Here is a 26,150-nt window from a genome sequence, read left to right on the forward strand (position 1 = left end):
CGCACATGTTCGCGAGCCGGGTCGTCCGGGCTCGTCTCGGCCAGGCGGAGCAGAGCCGCCTCGGCCACGGAGGCGTCGAGGTCGTCGCTGGTGCTAACGGAGTCGACGGGGGTCTCGACGAGGGTCGTGGTGCTGACAGACATTGCAGTTCCTTCACCGCAGTGAACCGCGTCGGAACCGGTGCGCCCTGCGCACTCGGCCGCGGTCCTCTGTTCGGCGTCGACACCCGCTTCTTGAGCGTCGTGAACGGCTTGTGGGGCCGACCCGACACGCATGCCGGGCAGACGAACCATACCGCCTATCGTCTGAAAGTACGAACCCACATCCGCCGGACGCGGCTCGCCCACCGATCCGCGTACTCGTTTCGCCGAGGTCGGCCCAGGTTCCGATCTGGACACTCGCACCACGATTGGCATGTTTGCCCGCTCGGATTGCGGGGATCCGCAGCGGGTGAAGAGAGGACGTATCACCTCCGCCGACGTGTTCCGGTGGTCGGCGGCGGCCGCGTGCGGCGTGGCCGCGGTGGGGCTGGGGCTGATGGCGATCTGGACGGTGCGGGAGGTGCTGGTCCTCGTACTGGTCGCGCTGTTCGTGGCGGTGAGCCTGGACCCCGCGGTCCGCTGGCTGGTGCGCCACCGCGTCCGGCGCCCCTACGCCGTCACCGTCATCCTGGGGCTCGCCCTGGGCTCGACGGCCGCATTGGTCATCGGTGTCGGGCCGCCGCTGGTGCGCCAGGCCGGGGCGCTGGTGAAGGATCTGCCGGGCTACATCGCCGGGCTGGACGAACGGTCGCCGGTGTTCCGCGACCTCAGCGCCCGCTACGGGGTCGGGCACCGGCTCAACGACCTGGCCGCCTCGATCCCGACCTGGATCGGCGCCAGCCTGCCGGGCCTGTTCCAGACCTTCCTGGACGGGCTGGCCACCACGCTGACCGTGGTGGTCCTGTCGCTGTACTTCCTGGCCGACCTGCCCCGGCTGCGCCGCCGGGCCCAGCTCATGGCGCCCGACCGACACCGCGAGCGAGTACGCCGCATCGTGGACACGGCCGTCGACAAGGTCGGCTCGTACATGATCGGCAACCTGATCGTGTCGGTGATCGCCGGGGTGGTCGCCTACGCGGGCCTGCTGATCCTGGGCGTCCCGTTCGCGCTTCCGCTCGCGTTGATCGTCGCGATAACCGACCTGATCCCACTGGTGGGGGCGACGCTGGGCATGGCGGTCTGCGGCGTGGTGGCCGCGATCGCCTCCGGCCTGTGGCCGGCCGCGATCGCGATCGTGGTGTGGCTGCTGGTGTACCAGCAGGTCGAGAACTACTGGATCGTGCCCCGGGTGATGCGGCGGAGCCTGGACATGCCGTCGCTGGCCGTCCTGCTCGCGGGCCTGGTGGGGGCGGCCATGCTGGGCCTGATCGGCGCGCTGATGGCCATTCCGATCGCGGCCACGGTCAAGGCCGTGATCGCCGAGCTGCGCGCCCCGGTGCCCCCGCCGGGGTACCCGACCGACCCGGTCCCCCAGGACGCCGAGGTCGCCGCCCTCGTCGAGCAGGCCGACCCGGCCGCGCCGCAACCGGCCGGGTGATCCGGCGAAGCCGCCGTCGACCAGCGCACCAGGTGTGGCCTCGGTCGTCGACGGGTACTGCCCGATCATGAGCGAACCGAACTTCACCCCGCCCGCCGAGGATTTCGAACCACCGGGCGACGAGGCACCGGTGCAGCCGCTACCCGAACCGGCCGACGGGGACCTCCCCGAGTACGCCGACGACCAGGTGAACGCGCAGGACCGCGACGTCTCGACCGGCGACGAGCCGGGGCGCGACCCGCAGGCGTTGCCGGCCGACCGGGACACTCCGCCCCTGGGCATGGACGACCAGGGGACCACTGCCGGTGGCCGGCGGCGTGGCGACACGCTGGACGACCGACTCGCCCGCGAGGAGCCCGACTCGGTCGGCGAACCCCCGGACTGACCGACGCCCCGATGGCGTTTCGCGGGTGTCCGCCGCGGGCAGGCATTTGGCAGTGGATCGATACAGACGGAGGGAGCGACCGTGGGCGCGTTGGACGAGGCGAAGCACGAGGGCCAGGAGTTGCTGGGCAAGGCCAAGGAGAAGATCGGTGACGCCACCGACAACCACTCCCTGCAGGCTGAGGGCATCGCCGACCAGGCCAAGGCGAAGATCAACCAGGCCGGTGACGATATCCGCGACGCGATCCGCGGCCGCGACGAGGACGAGGACGAGGTCGCGACCCGGTCCCAGCGCTGAGCCCGATTCGAGGTATGGCCCGCCGTCTCACGGCGGGCCATACCTCGTTCTGCCCGCGCCGCCGTCCCGCAGGACGCCGACTCCGGCCGGGCGGTGTGATCGGGTTTACAGGTTCGCGTATCAGGAGAAAAAGGTCTTACACGCGACCTCTGGAGGACACCATGCGACTCAACGATGACGACATCGTCGCTTCGACCGGGGCCGGCGGCGAAGGGCCCGCCGACGCGGGTGCCAGCGAGAACGTCGACCCGCGCGAGCACGACGGCGGCGCGGACGGCGGTGCGGACACCGAAGGCCCGGCCGACGCGGGCGCGGGCGAGACCGTGGCGCCCGACGAGCACGACGGCGGAGCCGACGGCAGTGCCTGACCAGCTCGGGCACCACGCAGCGCCGGACCCGTCGGGTTCGGCGCTGCGCCGCTGCGTCGGCGACCCGGCCGCGTTCGCCGACGAGCACTGGGGTCGCCGACCGATGCTGCGACCCACCGGCGACTGCGGCGACCTGCTGGACCTCGAGGCGGTCGACGAGCTGCTGAGCGTCCGCGGGCTGCGCACGCCTTTCCTGCGGGTGGCCCACGACGGCAAACTCGTCCCCGCCGAGCGGTTCACCGGCGGCGGCGGCCTCGGTGCCGAGATCTCCGACCAGGTACGCGACGATCGCGTGCTGGACCTGCTCGCGGGCGGGGCGACGCTGGTACTGCAGGGCTTGCACCGGATCTGGCCGCCGCTGCAGGCGTTCTGCCTCGACCTGGCCGGTGCGCTGGGCTGCGCGGTACAGGCCAACGCCTATCTGACCCCGGCGGGAAACACCGGCTTCGCCACGCACTACGACACGCACGACGTGTTCGTGTTGCAGATCGCGGGCACCAAGCATTGGCGCGTGCACGAGCCGGTCCATCCGGACCCGCTGGAGCGTCAGCCGTGGGGCGGCCGGGCCGACGAGGTCGCCGCCACCGCGACCGGACCCGCGTACCTGGACCATGTGCTGTCCCCGGGCGAGCTGCTGTACCTGCCGCGCGGGTGGCTGCACGCCGCCTCCGCCGTCGAGGCCACCAGCCTGCACGTCACCCTCGGCTTGCGCCGCCCGACCCGGTACACGATCGCCCAGGCGCTGCTCGACCTCGCCGGCGCCGACCCTCAGGTCCGCTCCGGGGTGCCGCTCGGGCTGGACCTGACCGATCCGGCGCAGCTGGCTCCGCACCTGGCCGCCACGGTCGAGGCGCTGCACGACGCGATGCGCAAGGCCGATCCGGCCGAGATCGCCCGGCACCTGCGTGCCGGTCAGTGGACCGCACACCGGCCCGCGCCGGTCCGCCCGGTCGCGCAGGCCGCCTTCGCCGACTCGCTGACCGGGGCCAGCCGCGTACGGCTGCGCCCGGGACTTCGCTTCAGCTGCGTCGACGGTCGGCTGGAACTTCCCGGCCGGGTCCTGACCTTCCCCCCGGGATGCCAGAGTGCACTGCAAGCCGCGTTGGCCGGTCCGGCCGTCGGGGTGAAGGACCTGCCCGGCCTGGACGACCTCGAGTCGCGTCTCGTCCTGGCGCGAAGGTTGCTGCGGGAGGGCGTCCTGGTCCCGGCCGACGAATGACGAGTCGCGGAGACCCGAGGAATGAAGAGCCGCAGGGGCGCAGACAGCGGCCGGCGGTCGCCCACCCCCGTTGGCGACCGCCGGCCTTCTCTGTCCGGGTGGACGCCGTCCCCCAACGGCGTCTGTCCACCCATCCCCCGGTGATGCTGCTCGGTGCCGCGCGGCGGATCTCTCCGCCCGAGCCGTCCCTCACGTTTCGGCGAGGGCTTCGTCGAGCGCTGCATCACTGGAACCCAAGTTACGGTCTCTGACCTGCGGCGTCCAGGGTTAAGCCAAGATTTTTTCACTCTAGGTAGTCACTCAATGACGGTGAGCGCTCAAACATGGCGCGCGTCACAACGTCAGGGGGTGCGGCCCCACGGGCCGCACCCCTTCGCGAAACCGATCAGGCTTGCGCGCTGCTGAGCGAGAGCGGGTCAGCCGGCGCGTCGGCCTTGGCCGCCTCCATACGCTCGGCGAGTTCTCGCAGGTCAGCCCGGCCGATGGCTTTGCGGACCTCCGGGAACCACTCCTTCTCCTCTTCCTCGACGTGGTGGCGCACGTTCTCCATCAGCACCGTCATCTTGGCGTCGAAACGCTCATCGGTGGGGTCCATGCCGCGCAGTTCCGACAGCATCCACGCGACCACGTGGTGCTCCTCGACGCTCTCCAGGACGTGCTCGCCGGTGTCCGGGGCGGCCTTGCGCGCGGTCGGGTAGAAGATCGTCTCTTCGATGTAGGCGTGCGTGGTCAGCTCGGTGATCACCTGATCCACGATCTTGCGCTTGGCCGCGTGCGCGTTGTCGCCGGCCTTCTCGAACTGCTTGAACAGACCCTCGACGACCTTGTGGTCGGCTTTGAGCAGTGCGATCGCGTCCATGCCCGTCGACGCCGCAGCGCCGATCGACTTCTTCGCCGACGCGCTCGTCTTGCCCGTCGAGGACGAGCGGGCGGCGGCGGTCGTCGATTTGCGTGCGCCCGTCGAGGACTCTCCCTGACGCGTACCCGCTTTGGTTGCCTGAGCCATTGGAGTGCCTCCTTTTGCGATGACACGTTTACCATTACCCGCATATCCGCTGCGTACACATGTTTGCGGGGAGTTCGCGGTAATCGTGCTCATTGCCTGGGACAGGATCTCCTTGCGATACATGTCGATCATGTCGGCGTAGTGCGGTCCGACGACGCGACGAACAGTTCGCCGAAACCGGCGGCCGCTCAGCCCGGACGTCGGCCACGGCCGGTGCGCCAGCCGCACCGCCTCGTCCCGATTTTCATGGCATGTCGAGTACCCGCGCACCCACGCCCGGAAACGCCGCAGCAGGCCCGCCGACCGGCTGCGAGCAGCAGTTCGGCGGGCCTGCCGAGCGCGGCTCGGACCTACAGCTCGGTCCAGGTCGAGGCGGCCGTACCCCGCCGCCTGGAACCGGTTGACTGCCACGACCGCCGTTGATCTAATCCAGCGCGATGTCGGCTTCGGCGAGGGGCGCTCGTGTCTAATGGATGGTTGACCCGTGCCGCGGCGGGCCTGAGCGTGATCGCACTGCTCGCGGTGGCGGTGCCCGCCCACGCGGGTGACGTCGCGCAGGTTCACAGCTGGATGACCGGGGCCAAGACCGCGGTCGCGGGTGGCGAGCCGGTCGAGTTCCGGCTCAACTTCACCCAGTCCGGTGGGACCTACTTCGTCTACGCGCAGTCGATCGCCATCGACATCGTCCCGCCCGCCGGGGCAAAGGCGAACACCGCCGCGGTCGAGTACCAGTACTTCACTGACTGGAATCCGCTTCCGCTCAGTCCCATGGAGCTCGCGACCGAGAGCGTGGCGTTCCGAAACCTGCGCGTCAAGTTCAGTCCCACCGCGGTCGGCGGCGACTGGCGACTGCGGGCCCGGATCACCGACTACGACTGGTCCATCCACGGCGAGATCCAGACCGGCGCGGGCGGTGAGGTGGTGGAGCAGAGCGACTGGTTCACCATCACCGTGGCGGGAACGTCGCCACCAGCCAAGACGGCCGCTCCCGCACCGTCGAAGCCGAAGACCCCCGGCTCCACTCACCCGGCCACTCCGGCCGCCTCCGGGATCGCCGCGATCCCGAGTCCGTCCGACACCGGCGGAGATCCCGCGGTCGAGGCGTCGCCGATCGCGTCGGCCGACCAGGTGGGCCAGGTGAAAGCTTCCGACAGCGGGCCGTCCGGCCTCGGGTACGTCGCGCTCGGGGTCGGGCTCGCGGTTGTGTTCGGCGCGGGCGGCCTGTTCGTGGTGCGGCGGCGGCAGGGCCGGGTCTGATCAGGGTCGGCCGCGACCGAGCAGAGGCCCCCGCGGACGGGCCGCCGAAGTGCCCGGTGACCACCGCGGCCACCGCCCGGCGGGCCTTCGCCGGGTCAGGCGGGGTGCCTGTCCGGTCGGCGAACAGCAGATGTGTGGTGCCGATCAGCATCGCCGCGAGCGTGTCGACGTCGGCCGTGACCCGGCCCAGTTCCCGCTCGGCGGCCAGGTATCCGCCGATCAGGATCGCCGCGTCGGTCAGCACCGGCACCCCGGCCGGCCACGTCTCTCGCAGCCTGGCGCGCAGCTCGTCGCGGTAGGTCACCAGGGCGACCATCGCCACCGCGGCCCACCCGAACAGGGCAGTCAGCGCGTCGGTCAGGTTGTCGACCACCGACCCGGTCCCGGCCGCGGCCAGCAGCGCGGCGGCCTGCGGGTCCATCCGCCCGATGCGGTCGAGCACGAACGCGGCGAGGAAGTCGGCGAAGTGCCGGTGCAGGACGCCTTTGGCGCAACCCGCCTCCCGTCACACCTCGCTGACCGCCTCGTCGTACGCCAGCCGGGGCAGCCGTTCCCGCCACGCGTTCGGTCCCGGTCGACCGATGTTGACCAGCAGGAACGAGCGCAGCCTCCCGTCGGGGAAGAACTCGGCGTCGACCCCGGCCGGGTCGAACCCGCTCATCGGACCGGCGGCCAGCCCCGCGGCGCGTACCGCGATGAGGAAGTAACCGGCCTGCATGGCCGAGTTGAGTCGGGCCTGCTGCTCCCGGGCAGTCTGGTCGCCGAACCACTCGGCGGCGCGCGGTTCGTGCGGAAACAGCTCCGGCAGCCGCCGGGGGAACTCGGTGTCGGCGGCCAGCACCGCCACCAGCGGCGCCGCGGCGGTCTTGGCCCGGTTGCCACTGCTCAGATGCGGTAGCAGCCGCGCCCGTGCGGCCGCGGAGCGGACCAGGACGATCCGCAGCGGCTGCGAGTTGAACGCCGTCGGGCCGTGCCGGACGAGGTCGTGGATCAGGCGGACCTCCTCGTCGGTCACCGGCTCGTCGGTGAACGCGTGGGCGGTGCGGGCCTGGCGGAACAGCAGGTCCTGCAGCGGTTCCGGCAGCACGGTCGCGGTCTCGGGCAGGGTCACGGCGTCGCCTCGCGGTCCAGGCGCCGGTAGCCGCCCATGTGGTAGAGCAGCGGCTCGGCGTCGCGGTGCTCGGCGTGCACCGGCCGCCCCAGCACGATGGCGTGGTCGCCCGCGGGCACCCGGGCGTCGACCTCGCACACCAGGGTCGCCAGGACGCCGTGCAGCAGCGGCATGCCGTACGGGCCGGGCGTCCACGTGGTCTGGTCGGCGAACCGGTCGATCCCCTTGGTCGCGAAGTTGCGCGCCAGGTCATGCTGCCCCGCCGCGAGCAGGTGCACGGCCACGTGCCGGGCCTGCTGCACCGCGGGCCAGCTGGTCGACTCGCGGTCCAGGCAGAACGAGACCAGCTGCGGGCGCAGCGAGACCGACGTGAACGAGGTGGCGGTGAAGCCGACAGGCGGCAGGCCGGACCCGCCGGACAGAGTGACTACGGTGACTGTCGTCGCATGCCGCCGCAGCGTGCCGAGCAGCAGGTGCGGGTCGATGCCGTAGGGCGCCGTGACCGTCATGCGGACACGTCGGTGGGGACAGCTGCGGGGGTCATGAAGGCAACCTAACAGCCGCTCAAGCAATACTCAACATCTCCTACCGGATTAATAGGATATGGCCGAGGCGCGAAAACGCTCACATTGCATATGTATGACAATGCCGCTTTCACCGCGTGTTACCGAGTTTGTGGCCAAGTAGCGGTCAATAGAGTCCGACTCCAGATCGTCCGACCTGACTGGAGCAACGCCGATGCCGATCACCTTGCCCGGATCACGCGCGCTCGCCCGGCGGCTGCTTTGGGCCGTGGCGGCGCTCCACTTCGCCAGCTTCGCCGTCAACGTCCTCTACCACGCCTGGGGCGTCGGCCACGGCGAGCGGCTGGTCGGCTGGCTCACGACGTTCGTCAACGTGGACCACCGGCAGAACCTGCCGAGCTGGTTCGCCTCCGGCGTGCTCCTGGTGACCGCGTGCGTGCTGTGGGAGATCGCCAACGCCGTCACCGCCACCGGCGAGATCCGCTTCCGGCGGCACTGGCGGATCCTGAGCCTGGTGTTCGCGCTGCTGTCGGTCGACAACCTCGCCGACGCCCACCAGGTGCTGCGCAGCAGCCACCTCGCCGCGATCGGAGCCGCCTCGTCGTGGCTGCTGATCCTCGCCCCGCTGGTGGTGGTCTTCGCGGCGTCGTACCTGCGGTTCCTGCTGCACCTGCCCGCGCGCACCCGCATGCTGATCATCGCGGCGGGCGGCCTGTACGTCGCCGGGGTGGGCGCGATGGAGGCGGTCGGCGTGCTGACCGGCTACCACGTGCCGGTCGCCCTGCCCGGTCAGGCACTGTCCGGCGGCCCGTTCCTGCGGCACCTGGTGGGCGCCTCCCTCGAGGAGCTGCTGCAGATGCTGGGCAGCGTCGCACTGCTGTACGCGGTCAGCACCCGCCTGGAGCACTACCGCCACACGGTCACGGCGATCGCACCCGTCCAGGCCCGGATCCAGCCCGCCGCCAACCCCGGCCGCACTCGTCTGACCCGCTCCGCAGCGGGCGACGCCGGCGGCAGTACCTGCCGGGGCCTGGTCCCGCGCGGTCGGCGACCCGGGCGCGGCGCCCGCCGTACGCTCGCAGCGTGCTCAACGTGCTCGCGGTCGAGGGCTACCGCTCGCTGCGCAGGCTGATTCTGCCGCTGGATCGGCTCAACGTGATCACCGGCGCCAACGGCAGCGGCAAGTCCAGCCTCTACCGGGCCCTGCGTCTGCTGGCCGACTCCGCCCGCAACGGGGCCGTCGCCGCGCTGGCCCGGGAGGGCGGCCTGCAGTCGACGATGTGGGCGGGACCGCCGACGATCGGCCGGGCGGTCCGCGAGGGCCACCACCCGGTACAGGGCACCGTCGCCACCGGACCGGCCAGCCTGAAGCTCGGCTTCGGCGCCGACGACTTCGGCTACGCCATAGACCTGGGCCTGCCGGTGTCCAACGGGCCGGTGGCGGCGTCCGCGTTCGCCCTCGACCCCGAGATAAAGGTCGAGGCTGTATGGGCCGGACCGGCACTGCGGCCCTCGACCGTGCTCGCCCAGCGCCACGGCAGCACCGTGCAGCTGCGCGACCCCGACGGCGGTTGGCACCGCCTGCTGGAGGTGCTGCGCCCCTTCGACAGCATGCTCGGCGAACTCGCCGACCCCCGGCACGCCCCCGAGCTGATGCAGCTGCGCGAACGCGTACGCGCCTGGCGCTTCTACGACCACCTGCGCACCGACGCCGCAGCCCCCGCGCGGCTCCCGCAGCTCGGCACGCGGACCGCGGTGCTGGCCCACGACGGCGCCGACCTGCCCGCCGCGCTGCAGACCATCCGGGAGATCGGCGATCACGAAGCCCTCGACACCGCCGTCGACCTCGCCTTTCCCGACAGTCGCCTGGAGATCGGGACCGACGGCGGCCGGTTCGAACTGCGCCTGCGGCAGCCCGGCATGCTGCGCCCGCTGACCGCCGCCGAGCTGTCCGACGGCACCCTGCGCTACCTGCTGCTGGCGGCGGCGCTGCTCACGCCGCGGCCGCCGCAGCTGATGGTGCTCAACGAACCCGAGACGAGCCTGCACCCGGACCTGCTGCCCGCGCTGGCCCAGCTGGTGGTCCGAGCCGCCGACCACTCCCAGATCGTGCTGGTGTCCCACTCTCGGGCGCTGATCTCGGCCCTGGATCGGGCCGAGGCCGACGTGAATGCGGTCGAACTGGTCAAGGAGCTGGGCCAGACGACGGTGGAGGGACAGGGTCGGTTGGACGAGCCGCGATGGCACTGGCCCGCCCGATCCTGACGTTGAAACTCGGCAATGTCACGGAAAACTGTCCGGTAATGACATCTTTTGTCGAGTTGAAACAGGGCTGGCTTTGGTGGATCCCCACAAAATTTGCTGTCGACTCCTGGCGCGAGCCACGGTTTTTTGCCGCACGCTAGATGCAAAGGTGGTAGACGGGGACCCCGCCCTTGAAGGGGTCCCCGTCGGTTCTTTGGGAGGCTTGTCCGGTGTTCAGTCGTATCGCCATCGTCAACCGCGGAGAAGCCGCAATGCGGCTGATCCACGCCGTCCGCGAGCTCAACGCGGAGAGCGGGGCGTCGCCGATCGAGACCATCGCGCTCTACACCGAGGCCGAGCGCACCGCGACCTTCGTCCGCGAGGCGGACGACAGCTACTGCCTCGGTCCCGCGTCGGCGCGACCGTACCTCGACCACGGTGTCCTGGAGCGGGCCCTGATCGAGACGCGCGCGGACGCGGCCTGGGTCGGCTGGGGCTTCGTCGCCGAGGACCCGGCGTTCGCCGAGCTGTGCGAGAAGATCGGCGTCACCTTCATCGGCCCCAGCCCCGAGGCCATGCGCCGCCTCGGCGACAAGATCGGCTCGAAGCTGATCGCCGAGCAGGTCGGCGTGCCGGTGGCGCCGTGGAGCCGCGGCGCGGTCGAGACCCTGGAGGCGGCCAAGCGAGCGGCCGCCGAGATCGGCTACCCGCTGATGCTCAAGGCGACCGCCGGTGGTGGCGGGCGCGGCATCCGCGTGGTGCGCAGCGACGACGAGCTGACCGACGCGTACGAGCGCACCAGCCTGGAGGCCGAGCGCGCCTTCGGCAGCGGCATCGTCTTCCTGGAGCGCCTGGTCACCGGCGCCCGCCACGTCGAGGTGCAGGTCATCGCCGATGGCCAGGGCACCGCGTGGGCGCTGGGCGTGCGCGACTGCTCGGTGCAGCGGCGCAACCAGAAGGTGATCGAGGAGTCGGCCTCGCCGGTGCTCGCCCCCGAGCAGGCCGCCGAGCTGAAGTCCTCGGCGGAGCGGCTGGCACTGGCGGTGGACTACCGCGGCGCGGGCACGGTCGAGTTCCTCTACCACCCGGGCGAGAAGCTGTTCGCCTTCCTGGAGGTCAACACCCGGCTGCAGGTCGAGCACCCGATCACCGAGCTGACCACCGACTTCGACCTGGTCAAGGCCCAGATCCACGTCGCCTCGGGCGGACGTCTGGGCGACCGCATCCCGACCGAGGTCGGGCACGCCGTCGAGGCCCGGCTCAACGCCGAGGACCCCGACCGCGACTTCGCCCCGTCGCCGGGCCGGATCGTGCGGCTGGCGCTGCCCAGCGGCCCTGGCGTGCGCGTCGACACCGGCGTCAGCGAGGGCGACGTCATCCCGGCCGACTTCGACTCCATGATCGCCAAGATCATCGCGTATGGCCGTACCCGCGACGAGGCCCTGGCCCGCCTGCGCCGCGCCGTCGCCGAAACCACCGTGATCATCGAGGGCGGCGCCACCAACAAGAGCTTCCTGCTCGACCTGCTCGACCAGCCCGAGGTCATCGACGCCAGCGCCGACACCGGCTGGATCGACCGGGTCCGCGCCGAGGGCCGCCTGATCTCGGCCAAGAACTCCGGCGTCGCCCTGGCCGCCGCCGCGATCGAGGCGTACGAGGACGAGGCGCAGGTCGAGCAGCAGCGGCTGCTGTCCACCGCGCACGGTGGCCGACCGCAGGTCCAGCACAAGAGCGGCCGCCCGATCGACCTCAAGCTACGCGGCTCCGGTTACCGGGTCAGCGTCGCCCAGGTCGGCCCGCGCCGCTACCGGGTCGGCATCGGCGAGAACCCGACCGTCGACGTCGAGCTGGAGCGCTACGACGAGCACACCGGCCGGATCGTCGTCAACGGCCGCCGCTACCGGCTGGTCACCGACACGCACGGTCCGATCCACCTGGTCGAGGTCGACGGGGTCACCCACCGCGTCAGCCGCGACGAGGGCGGCGTAATGCGCTCCCCCGCTCCCGCGCTGGTCGTCGCCGTGCCGCACGAGGTCGGCGACGAGGTCGAGGCGGGCGCACCCGTGCTCGTGCTGGAGAGCATGAAGATGGAGACGGTGCTGCGGGCACCGGTCAAGGCCCGCATCCGCGAGTGCCTGGTCCTGGTCGGCAGCCAGGTCGAGACCGGGGCGCCGATGCTGCGGCTGGAGCCGATCGGCGACGCCACCGAGACCGAGGCCGCCCAGACCGAGGCCGTCGACCTGGAGCTGCCCGCCGCGCCGTCGGGCATGTCGGCCGACGCCCGGATCGCGCGCGGCATCGCCGACCTGCGCAGCCTGCTGCTGGGCTACGACGTCGACCCGCGCGACGAGCGCCGGGCGCTGTCGGACTACCTGGCCGGGCGGGCCGAGTCCGGCCGCCGCCCGGTCGAGGCCGAGGTCGAGCTGCTGCAGGTGTTCGCCGACCTGTCCGAGCTGAGCCGCAACCGGCCCGCGGGCGAGGAGACCAAGGCCGACACCCGCGTGCACAGCCCGCGCGAGTACTTCCACACCTACCTGCAGAGCCTCGACGTCGACCGGGCGGGTCTGTCGGAGACGTTCCGCCAGCGGCTGGGCCGGGTGCTGGCGCACTACGGCGTGGACGGCTTCGACCGTACGCCGCAGCTGGAAGAGGCCGTGTTCCGGATCTTCCTGGCCCAGCAGCGGGCCTCGGCCGACGTCGCGGTGATCGTCGCGCTGCTGCAGCAGTGGCTGACCGAGCCGCTGCCCGGCGAGGGCCTGCGCGACCTGGTCGGGCAGGCGCTGGAGCACCTGATCGCGGCCACCCAGGTCCGCTTCCCGGTCGTCGGCGACCTCGCCCGCAGCATCGTGTTCCGCTGGGCCGCCCAGCCGATGCTGCGCCGCAAGCGCGCCGAGGTGTACAACGAGGTCCGCGAGCACCTGCGCCACCTGGACGCAAACCCGGACGCCGCCGACCGGCCCGAGCGCATCGCCAAGATGGTCGCCTCGCCCGAACCGCTGGTGCGCCTGCTCGGGCAGCGCATCGGCAAGACCGGCGCCGATCACGGACCGATGCTCGAGGTGCTCAGCCGCCGCTACTACGGCAATCGGGGCGCGAGCGACATCCGCTGCCTCGACGTGTCCGGGCACTCGTTCTTCATCGCCGAGTACGACCGCGGCGCCGAGCGCTTTCAGCTCGTCGCGACGGCCACCGACTTCGCCGAGCTGCCCGCGGCTCTGGCCAAGGTCGCCGAGCTGGCCGGACCGCGCTCGGTCGCCGACGTCTACGTGACCTGGGCCGACCAGCCCGACACCGAGGCGATGGGCACCGTCCTGCGTGAGGTCGTCGACCGGGCCGGAGTGCTGGACAGCGTCCAGCGGCTGACGGTGTCGGTGGCCGGGCGGACCGGCAGCGCGATGCACCACCACCACTTCACGTTCCGTCCGGGCCAGGGCGAGGACCGGGTGATCCGCGGGCTGCACCCGCTGATCGCCGAGCGCCTGCAGCTGCCGCGCCTGAGCCGGTTCGACCTGACCCGGCTGCCGTCGGCGGACGAGGAGGTCTACGTGTTCCGGTGCGTCGCGCCGGACAACCCGGCCGACGAGCGGCTGGCGGCGATGGCGCAGGTCCGCGACCTGACCCCGCTGCGCGACACCGACGGCCGGATCCTGTCGCTGCCCGCGCTGGAGGGCGCGCTGGACGCGTGCCTGGACGCCATCCGCATGGTCCAGTCGCAGCGGCCCGCCAAGAAGCGCCTCGACACCAACCGCATCACCCTGTATGTCTGGCCGCAGAGTGAGCTGAGCATCGAGGACCTGCACCTGGTCATCCAGCGCATGCTCCCGCTCACCGCGGGCGCGGGGCTGGAGCAGGTGCTGTTCCTCGGCCGCCAGCGCGACACCGCCACCGGCGAGCTGTCCGACATCGCGGTCGAGGTCAGCTTCGATGCGGGCATGCGCATGTCGGTGACCGCGCCGACGACCGAGCCGATCGAGCCGATCGACGACTACCGGCAGAAGGTGCTGTCGGCCCGCCGCCGGGGCACCACCTACCCGTACGAGCTGACCGGCATGCTCGCCGGTGAGCAGGGCACCTTCACCGAGTACGACCTGGACGACACCGGTGTGCTGGTGCCGGTCGACCGGCCCCGGGGGCGTAACAAGTCGGGCATCGTCGCCGGTGTGATCAGCACGCCGACCGAGCGCTACCCCGAGGGCGTCACCCGCGTGGTGCTGCTGGGCGACCCGACCAAGGCGCTGGGCGCGCTGGCCGAGCCGGAGTGCGCGCGGATCATCGCCGCGCTCGACCTGGCCGAGCGGATGCGGGTGCCGCTGGACTGGTTCGCGCTGTCGGCCGGTGCCCGGATCTCGATGAACTCCGGCACCGAGAACATGGACTGGGTCGCCGCGGCGCTCAAGCGCATCGTCGAGTTCACCCAGGACGGCGGCGAGATCAACATCGTGATCGCCGGTATCACCGTCGGCGCGCAGCCGTACTGGAACGCCGAAGCGACCATGCTCATGCACACCAAGGGCATCCTGGTGATGACCCCGGAGTCGGCGATGGTGCTGACCGGCAAGCAGTCGCTGGACTTCTCCGGCGGCGTGTCGGCCGAGGACAACTTCGGCATCGGCGGCTACGACCGGGTCATGGGCCCCAACGGCCAGGCCCAGTACTGGGCGCCAGACCTGCAGTCCGCCCGCGACGTGCTGATGGCGCACTACGACCACACCTACGTCGCGCCGGGCGAGTCCGGACCGCGCCGGGCGGCCACCACCGACCCGGCCGACCGCGACATCAGCGGGTTCCCGCACACGTGGCCCGACACCGACTTCGCCACCGTCGGCGAGATCTTCTCCCGGGAGCGCAACCCCGACCGGAAGAAGCCCTTCGACATCCGTACCGTGATGCGCGCCCTGGCCGACCAGGACCACTTGATCCTGGAGCGCTGGGCGGGCATGGCCGACGCCGAGACCACGGTCGTGCAGGACGTGCACCTGGGCGGCATCCCGGTCTGCCTGCTGGGCATCGAGTCCCGCTCGGTGCCGCGGCGCGGGTTCCCGCCCACCGACGGCCCCGACACCTACACCGCGGGCACACTGTTCCCGCAGTCGTCGAAGAAGGCCGCGCGGGCGATCAACGCGGCCAGCGGCAACCGGCCGCTGGTGGTGCTGGCGAACCTGTCCGGCTTCGACGGCTCGCCGGAGTCGATGCGCAAACTCCAGCTGGAGTACGGCGCCGAGATCGGCCGGGCGATCGTCAACTTCCGCGGCCCGATCGTGTTCTGCGTGATCTCGCGCTACCACGGCGGTGCGTTCGTGGTGTTCTCCAAGGCGCTGAACCCGAACATGACGGTGCTGGCCGTGGAGGGTTCGTTCGCTTCGGTTCTCGGCGGCGCCCCGGCGGCGGCCGTGGTGTTCTCCGGTGACGTCGACGCGCGCACCGCCAAGGACCCGCGCGTGGCCGACCTGCAGGCACGCATCGCCGCCGCGTCCGGCGGCGAGCGGGCCGGGCTGGCCGCCCAGCTGCTCGACGTCCGGGCCACGGTCCGGGCGGAGAAGCTGAGCGAGGTCGCGGCCGAGTTCGACGCCGTGCACAGCATCCAGCGCGCGGTCGAGGTCGGCTCGGTGGACGCGATCGTGCGGCCGGAGGAGCTGCGCCCGCAGATCATCGCCGCCATCGAGCGCGGTCTCGGGCTCGCGTAACACGGCGCCCGGCTGTGGGGGGGGGGCCGGGGGCAGGGCACGCAGGCCCCGCCCCCCCCCCGGGGGGGGGCCGGTCCGCGTTCACTTCTACCTCGGACCGGCCCACAGCCGGGTCGGGCGCCTGGCGCGCGGTGGGGCAGGAACCGGAGAGCAGTCACCCGGCCGCGCCGCCCACTCTCAGTCGACCCGTTTCGGCGGGGCGCAGCGGCTCAGCCAGGTGGCGGCCTCGTGCGAGGCCAGTTCGCCCTCGAACTCGATGCGGGGCTCCAGGTACGGATAGATGCGGGCGGTCTTCCAGGTGCGTTCCACTGTCGGCGGGTCGATGACCACCACCCGCACCCCGTCGACGGTGGCGATGCCGGCGGGGATGCCGTTCCACACCCACTCACCGGCGGCATCGTTGAGGATGATCGTGCCGGTGATGGGTTCGTCCAGGTCGAGGACCTCGCCCGTGGTGGCGGCGACGAGTTCGCTGTCGGCGGGACGCCGACCGGGCAGCCCGCCCGGCGATTCGGGTCCGATGAGGAGTCCGGCCAGCAGGGTGTGCAGCTGCCGGTGGTCGGCGACGCCGGTGAGACGCAGCCGGAACCCGCGCCCGGTCTGGCGGTGCAGCACGATCAGCGGTTCGTCGTCGAGGACATGTAGCAGACCGTGCAGGAAATGCGCCTGCTCGAACAGGTGCCGGGCCACGCCGACGACCTCGGTGAGGCGCTCGCGCTGCGGAAGCGCCGCCCGGACCTGCTGATACTGAGCCAGGAACAGCACCGGCTGCACCCAGGCGCCCGCGAAAGCCCACGCCTCGGCTATCTCGACCGCCTGGCGCTTGTCCACACCGCGGCTGCACGCCACATCGACGAAGCGCCGCATGTCAGGAATCGCCGCTTGCTCGCGCGCGGGCTGCGGCCAGGGGCGACCGATGAGCTGGTCCCAGGACATGTTGAACACGAACGTGTTGTCCATCGCGACGCAGGCCCGTTCGACGAACACCGGCACCAGGACGTTGATGTCGCTGCCGTAGAGGCACAGGTTGGCCGCGACTCGGGCGAGCCCGGCCGCGAGGCTCAACGGCAGGGTCTCGACCAGCGGACGGATGCGTCCCAGCGCGGCGTCGGCTTGCTCCCGTGACGCGGCAGCGCCGACCTGGATGATGCCCTTCAGCGCTTCGTCGTACGCTTCGAAGTCCTGCGCGTTGGCCGCATCCGAGAGCGCATCGGCGTACTCCACCAGTGTTCGCACGGCGCGAATGCTACCGAGGGCGGACACTCCACACCGTCCCGCCGATTGAGGCCCGCGCCGTAGTGGAATCCCGCGGTGGTTCGTAAGCTCTGCCCTTTTGCGGGCCGCCAGGGTCCCGCCTGGGTAATTGTCGAGAGTTGTGGATCGGCGGCTCGATTTGGCCAGGTGGAGCAGATCGTGTGCGCGGCCCGTACGGCCAGTATATTGCGTTGCGCGGCTGGCGGAGGGGTGTCACATTATCGGGTCGTGACCGATGCAGATCTGCTCACCGCCGAAGATGTCATTCTTATGCAGGGGCTGGCGCAGCGCGTTGCCGCCCTGCGGCCCGACTTGGTGAACGCTGGCGCGTCGTATGGCGAACTGGCGTGGGTCTGGAACCAGGGCGCGGCCTGGGAACGTTTCAGGTCGTGGCGGTGTCGGCTGTGGTTTGTCGACACCGGCTCCGGCGAGGAACTCGTCGCGTGGGGCCGGGCGCACCTGCCGACTCGGGTGAAGCTCACCGACGGCACGGTTCGGGACTCCACGTCGGCGTCGCTGTCGTTCCAGGTCCACCCGGAGCACGCGGACCTCGTCGAGGAGGTGGTCCGCTGGTTCGAGCGGGTCGCTGTGGACGTGGACCGGAGCGTTGTCTTGCAGACCTGCGACCCACGCGCACTGATGGCGTGGGGCGCGGCCGGCTATGGTCCCGAGCCGGACGGCGAGTTCACGCTGTTCTGTGTGCGGACGCTCGACGACATCGCGACGCCAGTCCTGCCGGAAGGCTTCCGCTTCCGGAGCGCGGCCGATGTCGGGCCCGTGGCTGCGGCCCAGGCGCATATCGACGCCTGGAACCCGTCAACGTACTCGATCGGTGCTGGCCAAGCCCTGCCGCACACCGCTTCCTACCGTGCCGACCTGCACCCGGTCGTAGAGGCCCCGGACGGGACGCTGGTAGCGACCACGATGATCTGGCTGGACGAGGCCAACCGGTCCGTGGAGTTCGAGCCGTTCGGGACGCATCCCGGCTACCGAGGGCTGGGGATCGCGAAGGCCATGGCGCTGCACGGTATGCATCTGTCGCGCGAGGCCGGGGCGACGCAGGCGACCGTCGCGTGCGACGGCGAACCGGGCAACGCCGCGCTGCGGCTGTACGAAAGCGTTGGCTTCAAGGAGTTCACGCGCGACGTGACGCTCTACAAGAAGAAGTCCAGCTGATCGCAGCCGCTCGCTGGTTGGCTGTTGGCGGGTCTGCGGGAACACCTCGTGCAGCGCACCCCGGAACCCGAGCGCGCCATCACCGACCGCCAGGACCGGGGCGCGCATGCCCCGGCGTTTGCAGTCGCGCAGCAGGTCAGCTCACGACCCGGTCGACTCCCGGTAGCCGTCGGACAACGCGACCAGTTCCTTGGTGCCGTCGACCCGCACGCCGATCCTGACGAGCAGGCACACAGGTCCACTTCGGGCTCGCAGCCCGGAACCTGACCGCGATACCAGGTCGAGGTTGCCCGCTACACAGCCTCGTCACGCCGCGCTGACCAGCGGTTCCTGCGTCGCAGCCCACCCTCCCGGAGCCTCGGCCAGGATCGCCTGTACATGGTGCAGCAGGCGGAACTCGTAACGACGACCTCGATCGACCAGCAGCAGTGACGCCTCGGCGAGGTCGGCCAGCAGCTCCTGCGCGTGCCCGCCGAGTTCGTCCTCGGCCTCCAGATCGCAGGAGCTGAACGGGTCGTCGGGCCGACACCGGGCGGCCAGCCGGACGAGCAGGCTGCGGTGGCGTTCGTCGAGCAGGTCCAGGCTCCAGCACAGGCTCGCCTCCGGAGTGCGCTGGTGCGGCAGCACGGCGCCGTCGGCCCACCCCGGCAGGTTCAGCCACCGGCTGTCCGCCAGCAGCGCCGTCAGCGGCACCAGGCGCAGCCGGTGGGCCGCGAACTCCACCAGCCTCGGCAGGCCGTCCAGCCGCCGGACCAGCTCGACCGCCGCGGGCCGATCGGCGGCCAGGTCGAGGGTCGGGCAGCTGGTCCGTGTTCGGTCGAGCAGCAGCTCCACCGCGGCCTCCTCGGCCAGTGGCGCCAGTTCCCAGATCCCGGCGCCCGGCAGGATCGGCGGGCGGCGGGAGGTGATCAGTACGTGCAGGCCGGGGCGTTCGGCGAGCAACCGCTGTACGGCGGACGTCATCGTGCGCGCCACGTGTTCTGTGTTGTCCAGGATCAGCAGCAGCCGGTCGTCGCCCGACCTGGCGCCGTCACCCAGCGGCGCCGCCACCGCCGCCAGCGCGCAGTCGAGCACCCGATCGGCGTCCGCGTACCGGTCTGCGGGAACGCGGCCCAGTTCGGCGACGGCGACACCGGCGGGGAACCAGTGGCTCGCCCGCTCGGCCACGGCCTGGGCGACGCGGGACTTGCCGACACCGCCGGGCCCGGTCAGCACCATCATCTGATGAGTGGTGACCAGGTCCGCGAGCCGGTCGACCTCGGCATCGCGGCCGAACAGCGAGGTGCGCGGCGACCGGCCGCCCCGCCAGGACCCGGCGCCCGGGTTCGCCAGCCGCAGCCGTTCGGCCATGATGTCGGCGGGAGGGCAGGAGGCGGGCACCGACGAAGACCACAGCCGCTGCTTCAGGTCAGGGTCCAGGATGGACAACAGCATGTCGACCGAACTGCGACGGGGATGCTGGATCGACCCGCGCTCGAAGTTCCTGATGGTGCGCACGCTGATGCCGGACTGCTCGGAGAGTTCTTCCTGCGTCATACCGCGCTGTAGGCGAAGGCGCAGCAAAAGATTGTGGGACAAGGTCTTCTACCCCCATGTACGACGACGGCGGTGGCCTGGCGGCCGGTGGAGGTGAGTGTCGGCGGGCCCGTTCCCGATCCCGTACCGCCGCGATCCCGGCGCGACGGGACACATCCACCGCTCCCATTCATCGCCATCAACCCTTATGATGCGCAGTGGCTTGAGGCGGTGCGCAGGCGTCAGGTCGCGGCGGGGGCGGCTGATTGAGGCAGCGGGCGGTGAGTCGGCGTGACCGGTCTGCGGTTCAACATCCTCGGGCCGTTGGAGGTGTGGGCCGACGGCGAAAGGCTGGAACTCGGCGGCCTCATCCAGAAGCGAGTTCTGGCCGCGTTGCTGCTGGAGCCCGGCAAGCTGCTCACCGTCTCCCGGCTGGTCGAGTCGGCCTGGGACGAGGAGCCGCCCGCGACCGCCCCGCACCAGATCCGCAAGGCCGTGGCCGACCTGCGCGGCCGGATCCCCGACGGCAGGTCCGTCCTGTCCACCGAAGGTCCCGGGTACGCCGTCGCCGCCGGCGTGCCACTGGACGTCACCGAGTTCGACGACAGGGTCCGCGAAGCCAGGCTGCACGCCGACCAGGGCCGGACCCGCGAGGCGACGCTCCTGTTGCGCGAAGCCGACGCGCTGTGGCGCGGCCCGGTGCTGGCCGACGTCGGCGGGCTGCTGGTGCAGACCGCGGCGCTCGCCCTGCAGGAACGCCGCCTGGCCGCCCTCGAACGCTACTTCGCCCTCCGCCTGACCGGCGGCGAACTGGCCGACCTCGTCGGCGAGCTGCGAGCGCACATCAACCGGCACCCGCTGCAGGAGGCGCTGCGCGGTCAGCTGATGCTGGCGCTCTACCAGACCGGACGCCGCGCCGAGGCGCTGGAGGAGTATGGCCGGATCCGCGAGCGGCTGGCCGAGGAGCTGGGCGTCGATCCCGGCCCGCACCTGGTCAAGCTATACGAACGCATCCTGCGGGAGGATCCCGAACTCGCCGTGCGGACCGTCGAGCCCGAGGCCACCCCGACCGGCCCCGCCACACCCGATTCCCGGCAGGTCGGCCCTGATCCCGTCGACCGTCCGGCACCGACGACCGGCCAGGTGCGGACCACCGTGCCACGGACGCTGCCGTTCGACGTCACCGAGTTCGTGGGACGTCGGGCGGAGTTGGATCACCTGCTGGCCAGCGCCCGGTCGAGCGGATCGCGCACGCGGGTCATCGCGATCGACGGGATGCCCGGCGCGGGCAAGACCTCACTGGCGGTGCGGGCCGCATACCTGCTGACGGCGGAGTACGCCGACGGCCAGCTCTACATCGACCTGGGCGGGTTCACGCCCGGGGAGCGCCCCGTCAACGTCGGCGCGGCGCTGGAGGGACTGCTGCGGGCGCTCGGCGTGCCCCGGGAGGCCATGCCCGACGATGTCGTCGGCCGCCACCTGCTCTGGCAGTCCTCCCTCGCGGGCAGAAGGATGCTGCTGCTGCTCGACAACGCGGCTGAACCCGCCGTGGTGAGCAGACTGCTGCCGACATCGGCAGGCTGTCTGGTCCTGGTGACGAGCCGGGCGAGGCTGACGGAGCTGGACAGCGCGGAGTGGATCTCGATCGACGTACTGGCGCCCGACGAGAGCCTGGCGCTGCTCACCGAACTGCTCGGCGCCGAGCGGATCGAGGCCGAGCCCGCGGCCGCCGCCGAGCTGGCCGCACTGTGCGGGCACCTGCCGCTGGCGCTGCGCATCGCGGCGGCCAGGCTGCGCAACCGGCGGCTGTGGACCGTGCAGTATCTGGTCGAACGGCTGCGGGACGAGGACCGCAAGCTTCGGGAGCTCAGCTCGGGCGAGCGTGGCGTGGCCAGCGCGCTGTGGCTGTCGTACCAGGCGCTGCCCGAGGCGGGCCGCACCGCGTTCCTGTTGCTGTCCATCCACCCGGGCCGCGAGATCGACGTCGACTCCGCCGCCGCCATGCTGGGCCTGGCGCCCGACGACGCCGAGGAGCAGCTCGAGCGGCTGCTCGACGCGCATCTCGTGCATCAGCCGGAGTTCGCCCGCTACGCCTACCACGACCTGGTCGGCAGCTTCGCGCGCGGCAACCTGCGGCAACTGCCCGACGACAGCCGCACCGAGGCGGTGCGCCGCCTGGTGACGCACTATCTGGCGGCGACGGGGGCGGCCTGCGCCCTCCTGTTCCCGGGTCGCAGCCACCGACCGACCGGTGTCGAGGCGTCCACCGCCCCCGCGCCCGGGTTCGGCGACGCGGACCAGGCACAGACGTGGTTCGGCCGCGAGCACATCACGCTCGTCTCCGTGGTCGACCTGGCGGTGAAGGAAAGCCTCTTCCAGCACGCCGTGTTCCTGAGCCGGGATGTGGCCTTCTACCTGAACGCCTGCGGATACCTCGACGAGTTCGCCGAACTCGCCCGGACGGGCGTCGCCGCCGCGCGCCACCTCGGCGACGCCGGGATCCTGGGGATGAGTCTGTCCAACCACGGGGTCGCCTGCTGGAAGCTGGGACGCTTCGACGAGGGCGTCGCCGTCGCCGCCGAGGGCCTCGAACTGGCGGTGCGGGCCGGTGACCAGCGCACCCAGGCTCACTGTGAGGGAACCCTCGGGCTCTACAAGGGCCTGCTGGGCGACTTCACCGCCGCCCTGGAGCACCTGCTCGCGGCGATCGCGCTGGAGCACGAGCTGCGTACGCCCAGAGCCGCGGCCGAGAGCCTGACCGTGCTGAGCGCACTCTACGAGCAGTGGGGCCGCTATCCGGAAGCCGCCGACGCCGCCGCGCAGGCGGTCGAGCTCATCCGCGGCCTGGGCAGGCACGAATCGGCCCTGGTCGCGCTGACCGACCTGGCCGCGGCACGGCTGGGCCTGGGTGAGGTGGAACTGGCCGAGCTGTCCCTGGCCGAAGCCCGGCTGTCGTGTGACGAGAGCCGGGAGGCCGGTCAGGTGGCGTTGACACTGGCGCTGTCCGCCGAGGTCGCCCACCGGCGTGGCGATCCGCGAGCGTCGGCCGGGTACGCCGAGCAGGCGGCCGAAGCCGCGGGCCGGACCGCCTCCCCGCTCCGGCGCGCCAAGGTCGAGAACCTGCTCGGGCGGCTGCGGTTCGCCCGTGGGGACGCCGAGGCGGCACTGCACCTGCACACCCGGGCGTACGAGACGGCCGTCGCGGTCAAGTTCCGGGTCGAGGAGGCGTACGCGCTGGCGGGTATGGCCGCGGCTGCCCACGAACTCGGCGATCGCGATGCCGCCGGCGCCTTCAACGTCGACGCCGAGGCGGTCTTCGCGTCGCTGGACATTCCACGCGACCGGCGTCGCCGTCAGCCGACCTCGGCGTGAGCTGCCGCCTGATTGCCGCCCGATTTCCTGGTCCGGTGCGGGTCGTCCCGGGAAGCTGGCAGGTGACGACCACGCGTCGTCGGCCTTCGTGTCGTCGAGACGCGCATGCCGCGTTCCGCACCTGAGCCGGGAGACCACACGTGAGCACCTATCGCGTCGAGACCGCCACCACCGACGGCATGCACCAGGTGGTCGCGATCAGCGTCACGACTCCCGACGGCACGCTCCACCCGGCCGAACTCGGCGAGGCCGAACTCGCCTCCATCCGGTCCGCGGTCCGCGGTCGGCTCGACCAGCTGGGCCACGAGACGGGTCCGGCGGTGACGGTGGTCGCGGTGACCGCCGCACGCCCGCAGATCCTCTCCTGCCGCCCCGCCGCCTGACCCGCGTAACCGGCAACCAAACGGCAGCTCTGAGCTGCGCCGATGGCTCGTTCCCGCCGATACCGGCAACTTCGGGAATGCGACGGGACCGGTTCGGGAACGGTGCCCGCGAACGTGAGGCCATCCGAAACGCACTCACCGCGGGAGCCGTCATGAAGCGCAAACTGATCCTGGTGTCGGGCATCGTCGTAGCGGCTCAGGCCCTGATCCTCACCGCCGCCGTGGTCGGCCATCAGGCCGCCGTCGAGCCGCGCGGCACCGGCCATACCGTGTTCGCGGAGGACAAGGGTCCGACAGTCGTCGGCCGGTGACACCTCCGTAGACCGCCACGGGTGACACTGTGGCGGTGGAGATCCCCGCGCTGCATATTGATGATCAGGAGCGAGCTGACCAGTGGGCGGGTTGGTCGTATTACCGCCGGTACTACGTACACGATTCGGTCGAGGAGTACGCGGCCTGCGATCTGCTGCTGGCCGGCCTGGCAGAGCCCGACCGTGAGGGCGAGCTTCGCGCGGAGGTCGATCGGGGCAACCTGTGCGCGTTCGTCAGGTTGATCGGGATTCTGGTCGACGATCACCGGCTGGATGATCTGCGTGAACTCGCTCGCGACGGCGACGGTCGCGCGTTCGTGACCTTGATGCAGCTGCTGGTGAGGCGCGAGGCCGAGGCGCAGCTGCGGCAGGAGTCGGTGGAGTTTCCCTGGGCGACGTCTTGGCTGGCCGCGCTACTGGTCCGGCAGGGGCGGGTGGATGCGGCGCTGGAGGTCCTGGATAGCCTTCGCCAACATCCCGATTATGAGCATGGCGCGCATTCGCGCATCCTGTCCGTGCTGCGCGAAGCGGATCGCGTCGACGAGTTGCGCCGGTTGGCGGACTCGGGGGACCGGGGCGCCGGCAAGCAGCTCAACTGGTGGCTGTTCGACCACCACGACGTAAACGGCCTGCGTAGGCGGGCTGCCGACGGAGACGATCTGGCGCTGCGGTGCCTTGCGCGGCTTCTCGGCGAGCCTGGCGACTCCGTCGCGGCGGCCTCGGCGCTGCAGGAGTTGGCCGACTGCGGCCACCCCCGCGCTCGCAAGTTGCTGGAGCGGTTCCGTTCGGATGCGCCTGGCTGATCGGCGCTCCGGCCAGCTGGAGGTCGCGACCATCAGGCGCCGGACACGGCTTAGCGGCCGCGCAGTGACTGCGCGGCCGCTGGTGCTTGCGTGTCAGGCGGAGTAACCGCGCAGGGCGATCCAGTGCGCGAGGCGGTCGGTCGACATCCAGTACCAGCCGTAGCCGTTGGCGTCGGCCGAGTCGGCGATCTTCACCGTCCAGCCGTCGTTGCTGTAGCCGGTCACGGCCAGGTAGTGCCCGCCCGAGTAGGTGTGCCAGTCGCCGTCGGTGTCCATGGCGGAGCCGACGACGTTGACCACGAGCGGGTAGTTGCGGTCGATGTCGTAGACCACGTCCCACTGCAGGCGGTTGATCTCAGCCTGGGTGGCCGAGTTGCCGGGAATCCACTTGGTCTCGTAGAAACCCGTGCCGCCCAGCGAATTGAGCACCCGGGTGGTGTCGGCGGCCGAGTTGGTGCCGTTCGTGGTCGTGCCGAGCTGGCTGGCGATGTAGTCCTGCGTGTAGTAGTAGCCGCGGGCGGTCAACGCGATCCGGGTCGCGGCCGGGCCGCAGTAGTAGCCGTTCTGCTGCCACTGGAACTCGTAGCCGAGCTCCCCGGCGGATGCTGGTGTGGCGGCACCCAGGGCGCTTGCGGTCGATGCGGTGAGAGCGATCAGCGCGATGGCGATGACTCGGGTGATCCGTCCGGTCGGGAGTCGCATTGCTTTCTCCTGTCTCAATTGGAATCGCTTATGCATTCCAATTTCCAGGAAGCGCCTGCCCTTCACCAGGAAAGGAGTCGGCATCAGACCGGCACACCACCGGCAACAAGGATCGACAATGGTTCGCGGCGGCCGTTCACATCGCGTGTGGAATACCCGGCCCGACAGAACCGGTGCGGGCGCGGAACCTACTTCGGCCGCGAACGGGAACCGAAGGAGCACGTTCGGCTGAGCGCCGCAAGGGGCGGCCCGACGCGGTTCACCGCAGTACCGCGGCGCTCACCGTGTCGACGTACCAGCGCTGGAACCGTTCGGCCGACCAGCCGCGCGTGCGTACCAGCCAGTCGTAGTTGCGCACGTCCATCGCCAGCCAGAGCACATCGGCGACGCTGTCGACGTCGTGCTCGGGGCGTACCGCGCCTGTCGCGACGAGTTCTGCGGCGAAGATGCCCATGCCGTGCCGACGTTCCTCGACGTTCTTACGCCAGATGGCGGCGGCGTCGGCATCCGCGGTGGCCGCCCCCGCCAGCGCGACCATCACAGCGGCGTTGCGCTCGTGGATCTCGGCGAGATGCCGAGCGAAGCGGATGAGCTTGGCGCGCGGGTCGGGCAAAGCCTGGATCTCGGCCACAAAGGGGCGGTCAGGCAGCGCCACCGGCTCATCGTCGCCGGCGATCGTGACGTCGACCAGATCGGACAGCAGTTGGCGCTTGCTGCCGAACACCGCGTAAACGGTCTGGACCGCCACGCCGGCCTCAGTGGCGATCGCGGTCAGCGGGGTTGCCGCGTAGCCGGACTCGACGAACAGCCGGCCGGCCGCGTCCAGGATCGCGCGCCGGGTCTGGCGGGCCTGTTCCTGTCGCCGCTCCGACTCGTATCGCCTCTTGACAGCCACCGCCTCACTGTAGTGCTCTATTGGATAGAGCTTAACTCTATCCAAAGGATGTGATCGCATGCCGTT

21 protein-coding genes and 2 pseudogenes are annotated in these 26,150 nt (G+C 71.1%); 15 read left to right on the top strand and 8 right to left on the bottom strand.

Translation table 11 applies throughout. The features are described 5' to 3' along the window. The first annotated feature begins 450 nt into the window (after nucleotides 1–450). The 5 genes and pseudogenes from KUA19_RS35970 (at nucleotide 451) to KUA19_RS35990 (ending at nucleotide 3,847) form a co-directional block, all read left to right on the top strand. The gene (locus KUA19_RS35970; protein ID WP_217403398.1) at nucleotides 451–1,578 is read left to right on the top strand and encodes an AI-2E family transporter; all 1,128 of its coding nucleotides are present in this window, start codon (nucleotides 451–453) and stop codon (nucleotides 1,576–1,578) included. Nucleotides 1,579–1,645: 67 nt separating this feature from the next. Further along, on the top strand, nucleotides 1,646–1,963 hold the full coding sequence (locus KUA19_RS35975; RefSeq protein WP_217403400.1) for a hypothetical protein: 318 nt from the start codon (nucleotides 1,646–1,648) through the stop codon (nucleotides 1,961–1,963). A gap of 81 nt (nucleotides 1,964–2,044) precedes the next feature. Beyond that, complete coding sequence (locus KUA19_RS35980; protein ID WP_217403403.1) at nucleotides 2,045–2,260, top strand: CsbD family protein; 216 nt, start codon at nucleotides 2,045–2,047, stop codon at nucleotides 2,258–2,260. A 161-nt stretch (nucleotides 2,261–2,421) separates the two neighbouring features. Beyond that, nucleotides 2,422–2,625, top strand: a pseudogene (locus KUA19_RS35985) (hypothetical protein); the annotation flags it as partial. Continuing rightward, nucleotides 2,621–3,847: a cupin domain-containing protein gene (locus tag KUA19_RS35990; protein WP_308167842.1), complete on the top strand. Its 1,227-nt coding sequence runs from the start codon at nucleotides 2,621–2,623 to the stop codon at nucleotides 3,845–3,847. The pseudogene KUA19_RS35985 and the gene KUA19_RS35990, both read left to right, overlap by 5 nt. 385 nt (nucleotides 3,848–4,232) lie before the next feature. On the opposite strand, the gene KUA19_RS43440 is transcribed toward KUA19_RS35990, so the two are convergent. Beyond that, nucleotides 4,233–4,985: a hemerythrin domain-containing protein gene (locus KUA19_RS43440; RefSeq protein ID WP_254550658.1), complete on the bottom strand. Its 753-nt coding sequence runs from the start codon at nucleotides 4,983–4,985 to the stop codon at nucleotides 4,233–4,235. A gap of 345 nt (nucleotides 4,986–5,330) precedes the next feature. Here KUA19_RS43440 and KUA19_RS36000 point away from each other — a divergent pair, with 345 nt between their 5' ends. Both KUA19_RS36000 and KUA19_RS36005 read left to right on the top strand, forming a co-directional pair. Further along, nucleotides 5,331–6,110 (top strand): hypothetical protein, encoded by a 780-nt coding sequence (locus KUA19_RS36000; RefSeq protein ID WP_217403407.1) that lies wholly within the window; start codon nucleotides 5,331–5,333, stop codon nucleotides 6,108–6,110. Between the two features lie 137 nt (nucleotides 6,111–6,247). Further along, complete coding sequence (locus KUA19_RS36005; RefSeq protein WP_217403409.1) at nucleotides 6,248–6,409, top strand: hypothetical protein; 162 nt, start codon at nucleotides 6,248–6,250, stop codon at nucleotides 6,407–6,409. 206 nt (nucleotides 6,410–6,615) lie between these two features. On the opposite strand, the gene KUA19_RS36010 is transcribed toward KUA19_RS36005, so the two are convergent. Both KUA19_RS36010 and KUA19_RS36015 read right to left on the bottom strand, forming a co-directional pair. After that, nucleotides 6,616–7,221, bottom strand: coding sequence for a malonic semialdehyde reductase (locus KUA19_RS36010; RefSeq protein WP_217403410.1), 606 nt, complete (start codon nucleotides 7,219–7,221; stop codon nucleotides 6,616–6,618). Beyond that, entirely contained in the window at nucleotides 7,218–7,730 is a 513-nt protein-coding gene (locus KUA19_RS36015; protein ID WP_217403411.1) for a flavin reductase family protein, read from the bottom strand. The genes KUA19_RS36010 and KUA19_RS36015 overlap by 4 nt, the downstream gene beginning before the upstream one ends. Nucleotides 7,731–7,959: 229 nt before the next feature. Here KUA19_RS36015 and KUA19_RS36020 point away from each other — a divergent pair, with 229 nt between their 5' ends. The 3 genes from KUA19_RS36020 (at nucleotide 7,960) to KUA19_RS36030 (ending at nucleotide 15,673) form a co-directional block, all read left to right on the top strand. Next, on the top strand, nucleotides 7,960–8,877 hold the full coding sequence (locus KUA19_RS36020) for a DUF8692 domain-containing protein (protein WP_217403412.1): 918 nt from the start codon (nucleotides 7,960–7,962) through the stop codon (nucleotides 8,875–8,877). After that, the gene (locus KUA19_RS36025; protein WP_217403413.1) at nucleotides 8,829–10,010 is read left to right on the top strand and encodes an AAA family ATPase; all 1,182 of its coding nucleotides are present in this window, start codon (nucleotides 8,829–8,831) and stop codon (nucleotides 10,008–10,010) included. Before KUA19_RS36020 ends, KUA19_RS36025 begins: the two co-directional genes overlap by 49 nt. Before the next feature lie 209 nt (nucleotides 10,011–10,219). Continuing rightward, a complete protein-coding gene (locus KUA19_RS36030) occupies nucleotides 10,220–15,673 on the top strand; it encodes an ATP-binding protein (RefSeq protein WP_217403414.1) in 5,454 nt (1,817 codons plus the stop codon). Between the two features lie 177 nt (nucleotides 15,674–15,850). Here the strand turns inward: KUA19_RS36030 and KUA19_RS36035 are convergent, their stop codons facing one another. Continuing rightward, nucleotides 15,851–16,909, bottom strand: coding sequence for a hypothetical protein (locus KUA19_RS36035; RefSeq protein ID WP_217403416.1), 1,059 nt, complete (start codon nucleotides 16,907–16,909; stop codon nucleotides 15,851–15,853). Between the two features lie 246 nt (nucleotides 16,910–17,155). On the opposite strand from KUA19_RS36035, the gene KUA19_RS44240 reads away from it, so the two are divergent. After that, nucleotides 17,156–18,103, top strand: a complete 948-nt coding sequence (locus KUA19_RS44240; protein ID WP_308167843.1) for a GNAT family N-acetyltransferase — start codon at nucleotides 17,156–17,158, stop codon at nucleotides 18,101–18,103. Between the two features lie 21 nt (nucleotides 18,104–18,124). On the opposite strand, the pseudogene KUA19_RS36045 reads toward KUA19_RS44240, so the two are convergent. Both KUA19_RS36045 and KUA19_RS36050 read right to left on the bottom strand, forming a co-directional pair. Then, nucleotides 18,125–18,337 (bottom strand): annotated as a pseudogene (locus KUA19_RS36045) (transposase); the annotation flags it as partial. A 72-nt stretch (nucleotides 18,338–18,409) separates the two neighbouring features. Then, nucleotides 18,410–19,681, bottom strand: a complete 1,272-nt coding sequence (locus KUA19_RS36050) for a helix-turn-helix domain-containing protein (RefSeq protein WP_308167844.1) — start codon at nucleotides 19,679–19,681, stop codon at nucleotides 18,410–18,412. Nucleotides 19,682–19,909: 228 nt separating this feature from the next. On the opposite strand from KUA19_RS36050, the gene KUA19_RS36055 reads away from it, so the two are divergent. The 4 genes from KUA19_RS36055 (at nucleotide 19,910) to KUA19_RS36070 (ending at nucleotide 24,487) form a co-directional block, all read left to right on the top strand. Continuing rightward, nucleotides 19,910–22,990: an AfsR/SARP family transcriptional regulator gene (locus KUA19_RS36055; protein ID WP_217403420.1), complete on the top strand. Its 3,081-nt coding sequence runs from the start codon at nucleotides 19,910–19,912 to the stop codon at nucleotides 22,988–22,990. A gap of 140 nt (nucleotides 22,991–23,130) precedes the next feature. Beyond that, on the top strand, nucleotides 23,131–23,373 hold the full coding sequence (locus KUA19_RS36060) for a hypothetical protein (protein ID WP_217403422.1): 243 nt from the start codon (nucleotides 23,131–23,133) through the stop codon (nucleotides 23,371–23,373). A gap of 152 nt (nucleotides 23,374–23,525) precedes the next feature. Further along, the gene (locus KUA19_RS36065; RefSeq protein WP_217403424.1) at nucleotides 23,526–23,684 is read left to right on the top strand and encodes a hypothetical protein; all 159 of its coding nucleotides are present in this window, start codon (nucleotides 23,526–23,528) and stop codon (nucleotides 23,682–23,684) included. Between the two features lie 29 nt (nucleotides 23,685–23,713). Beyond that, nucleotides 23,714–24,487 carry a tetratricopeptide repeat protein gene (locus KUA19_RS36070; protein ID WP_217403426.1) on the top strand — a complete coding sequence of 258 codons (774 nt, stop codon included), beginning with the start codon at nucleotides 23,714–23,716 and terminating at the stop codon, nucleotides 24,485–24,487. Nucleotides 24,488–24,580: 93 nt separating this feature from the next. Here the strand turns inward: KUA19_RS36070 and KUA19_RS36075 are convergent, their stop codons facing one another. Then, the gene (locus KUA19_RS36075; RefSeq protein ID WP_217403428.1) at nucleotides 24,581–25,189 is read right to left on the bottom strand and encodes a C39 family peptidase; all 609 of its coding nucleotides are present in this window, start codon (nucleotides 25,187–25,189) and stop codon (nucleotides 24,581–24,583) included. A 259-nt stretch (nucleotides 25,190–25,448) separates the two neighbouring features. Continuing rightward, nucleotides 25,449–26,144: a TetR/AcrR family transcriptional regulator gene (locus KUA19_RS36080; RefSeq protein ID WP_217403430.1), complete on the bottom strand. Its 696-nt coding sequence runs from the start codon at nucleotides 26,142–26,144 to the stop codon at nucleotides 25,449–25,451. Nucleotides 26,145–26,150 lie beyond the last annotated feature (6 nt).

Source organism: Catellatospora tritici (assembly GCF_019083965.1).
GTDB classification, from domain to species: domain Bacteria; phylum Actinomycetota; class Actinomycetes; order Mycobacteriales; family Micromonosporaceae; genus Catellatospora; species Catellatospora tritici.

Coding starts and splice junctions, on each gene's coding strand:
- KUA19_RS35975 (WP_217403400.1), top strand. CDS start 1,646: ATGAGCGAACCGAACTTCACCCCGCCCGCCGAGGATTTCGAACCACCG.
- KUA19_RS43440 (WP_254550658.1), bottom strand. CDS start 4,985: ATGATCGACATGTATCGCAAGGAGATCCTGTCCCAGGCAATGAGCACG.
- KUA19_RS36015 (WP_217403411.1), bottom strand. CDS start 7,730: ATGACGGTCACGGCGCCCTACGGCATCGACCCGCACCTGCTGCTCGGC.
- KUA19_RS36020 (WP_217403412.1), top strand. CDS start 7,960: ATGCCGATCACCTTGCCCGGATCACGCGCGCTCGCCCGGCGGCTGCTT.
- KUA19_RS36065 (WP_217403424.1), top strand. CDS start 23,526: ATGAAGCGCAAACTGATCCTGGTGTCGGGCATCGTCGTAGCGGCTCAG.
- KUA19_RS36075 (WP_217403428.1), bottom strand. CDS start 25,189: ATGCGACTCCCGACCGGACGGATCACCCGAGTCATCGCCATCGCGCTG.
- KUA19_RS36080 (WP_217403430.1), bottom strand. CDS start 26,144: ATGCGATCACATCCTTTGGATAGAGTTAAGCTCTATCCAATAGAGCAC.